Genomic DNA, 3,071 nt, shown 5'->3' with positions numbered 1-3,071 from the left:
GTGCCGTTGAGCGCCTCGCTCGACAGGTTCAGGGTCACGGTCTTGTTGATGTTGTCCGTGCCGCTGCCGGTGCGATTGTGGATGTTGTACAGCGTTCCATCCGGTGCCACGAGATCGACCTTCAGGTCGCCCTGATACGTGTGCACGATCGCGACCGTGACCGACGCGTTGCTCGGTGCATTGCCGGTGCGGCCCGACACCGTGATCGGACTGTCGACGGTGGCGTTGTCGTTGATCGTGTAGTCGGTGGTGTTGCTGTAGGTCTGCGTGCCGCCGCCGGTCGTGTAGCTGCCGGTCAGGCTGACGCCGGAATAGGCGCTGTAACCGCGCAGCATCACGTAATACGTGCCGGCCTGGGCCGTCGCGATGGTGCAGGTCTCGTTATTGCCCGACAGGTACGGACGGCAGTCATAGCTCGACGTCGTCGGCGCGGAGCCGAACTTCACGTACATGTCCGCGTCGCCGCTGCCGCCGGCCATGCCGAAGGACAGACCGGATGCGCCCGGCGGCACGGTCATCGTGTAGGTGACCGTCGAACTCGCAGCGCCGGAAATGCCGGTTTTCGGTACGCCGTTCTCGAGCGTCATGCCGGTGGCGCCGACGGTCACGGAACTCGTCTTCGTGTTCGTCGCGCCGCCGTTGTCGGTGACGGTCAGCGTGACGCTGTAGGTGCCGGCCGTCGCATACGTCTTGCTCGGATTCGTCACCGTCGAGGTCGTGCCGTCGCCGAAGTTCCACGAGCGCGACGCGATGGAGCCGTCACTGTCGGTCGACGAGTCGGTGAACGTCGCGGTCAGGCCGTTCGCCGCGACGCCGAAGTTCGCGACCGGCGGCTGGTTGCCGCCGCTGGTCACGGTGAACTGCACGGCGTTCGGTGTGCCGGGCTTGCCCGCGGTATCGGTGCCCTGGACGAACACGCGATGCACGCCGGGCGCGAGTCCCGTGGTGCTGATCGTCGCGCGCACGATTTCCGAGTTCGCGTTGAAGCTGCCGTCGTTCGCGCTCATCGCGACCGGCACCGCGCCGCTCTGCCACGGCGTCGCGTTGACGTACGCGGCGGCCGACGCGATGGCCTGCACGGTCTCGGTGCCGTTGGACTGGTTGAAGCGGCTGTCATCGACCGTGGCCGTCACGGTGATCTGTCCGCCCGCGGCGACGCTGGCCGGCGACACGCTGATCGCCGTCGTGTCGGGACCGGCCGGCAGCCGGTACGGCGCCTGCAGGCTGCGCGCGATGTAGCGCAGCGCGCCGAGGTTCTGCGGCAGCGTCGTGTTCTGGAACGTCGTGCAGCTTTCGAAGAACGCGACGCCGAGTTCGATCGTGTAGGCCGGCGCGCCGAGCAGGCCATACATCGTGTCGTCGGTCGCGCCGTCGGTCGCATACAGCTCGTCGGACTGCTGCGGCGTGTAGCCGTTGAAGTAGGCGAGGCGCCGTCCGAGCGTGCGCAGCGCCGTGCCGTTCGGCGCCGCGGTCGGCGTGTCGCCCCAGGGCCACAGCACGAGCTGCGAATAGCTGTGGATGTCCATGAACACGCCCTTGTAGTCGTCGGGCGCGGCGCTCGTCACGGCATCGGCGCGGCGGTCGGGCAGCACGCCGCCGCTGTAGACGCCGTCGCTGCCGGGCGTGCCGGCGACGTAGCGCACGATGTTCTGCGTCTCGGGTTCGGATGCGCGCACCGGACCGCGATAGGTTTCGTTGCACGGGTCGCCGCTCGATCCGCCGGGCGCGCTGTTCCAATGGAACGGGAAGTTGCGGTTCAGATCGGTGCCGAAGCTCGAACTGCCGCAGCTGCCGTTCGTGTTGTTCGTGTTCTTGCGCCAGAGCGAACCGGCTTCGGCCTTCTTGCGCCCGTCGGGATTGGCCTGCAGTACGAAGTGAAATTTGAAATTGTCCATGAGCCAGGTCGCTTCGGCGTCCGTGCCGTAGCCGTTGGCGAGCCACTCGGCGAAGCGCGTCATGGTTTCCGCGGTCGTGTATTCGCGCGCATGGATGGCGCTGAGCACGACCATGTTGGCCTTGTCCGGCAGCGCGGCGTCGGTGCCCTTGTTGCCGAGGCGCAGCACCTTCATCGTGTAGCCGTTCGCGGCGTTGCGCGACTTTTCCCAGCTCGGGCCGATGTCGATCACGTCGGCCAGGTTCGGCTTCTGCGCCGCGATCTGGCTCATCGCGGTCTGGGTTTCCTCGACCGTGCGATAGCAGGCGTAGCCCGGAATGCTCTTGAGGCTGCCGGTGGATTCGAGCGACTTCTGCCAGGCCTGCAGCTTCGCGCTCGCGTCCTCGTCGATGCGCACCGCGAAGCCGGCTGCACGCAGCGCGGCGATCGCTTCCGCATCGGCTTCGACGCGTACCGTGCTGTTCTTGCGGTCGACGATCAGATGCTGGAACTGCGAGGCGATCGCCTGCAGCTGTTCGGGCTTTTCATAGGTCGCAGTCACGAACCAGACGTCCTGCGCCCTGACCGGCGCGGACACGGCGCCGGCCAACGCCAGCGGCACTACCAACAATTTGGACAACATGCGGTTCTCCAGGGGCAGGCCGTCGATCCTCCCCGATCGACGGCGTGAGGTTCGGCGGACCGGGCCGGTGGATCAGGCCCGCTGCGCCGCACGAATAGCGGTCGTACGGACCCGCGGATTGCCGCGCGCATGCTGGCTGCCCCGTCGCAGCCGTCATTGCATGGCGTGGCAATCGGACCTGATAGCAGATCGCGCGGCGCGGTTGTCGGGCGCCGCCGTCAGTTTTTGGCGATTGGTGAGGAAACGACAGGGATGTGTCGGCGCGTGCACAAGACCGTCGCTGCGCCGGCCTTCAGCGGCCCTCTGCACGGCGCGGAAGCCGGAGCAATCCCGGCCTGGACCGGGATTGCCGTTCGCGGTTTCCGCGGCGCGTCGTGCGCCGATTCCACAAGGGGAAAGGTTTACGGTGTGAAACTGCCGGTCAGGCTGAGGCCCGAATAGGCCGAGTAGCCGCGAATCATCACGTAGTACGTACCGGCCTGGGCCGTCGTGATGGTGCAGGTCTCGTTGTTGCCCGACAGATACGGACGGCAGTCGTAGCTCGAGGTCGTCGGC

The 3,071-nt window shown here is 66.9% G+C and carries 2 protein-coding genes; both read right to left on the bottom strand.

Annotation, left to right across the window (positions count from 1 at the left end; all coding sequences use genetic code 11):
* Window positions 1–2,516, bottom strand: a 2,516-nt coding sequence (locus VLF18_RS22930) for a M14 family zinc carboxypeptidase (protein ID WP_325281952.1), incomplete at its 3' end; no start/stop codon positions are given.
* Window positions 2,517–2,917: 401 nt separating this feature from the next.
* Window positions 2,918–3,071 (bottom strand): PPC domain-containing protein (locus VLF18_RS22925; RefSeq protein ID WP_325278249.1); only part of this gene is annotated, 154 nt, incomplete at its 5' end.

Source organism: Tahibacter sp. (genome assembly GCF_035481375.1).
Lineage (GTDB): Bacteria > Pseudomonadota > Gammaproteobacteria > Xanthomonadales > Rhodanobacteraceae > Tahibacter.
Note: the sequence above shows the minus strand (reverse complement) of the source record. Positions and strands in the feature narration are given on the sequence as shown.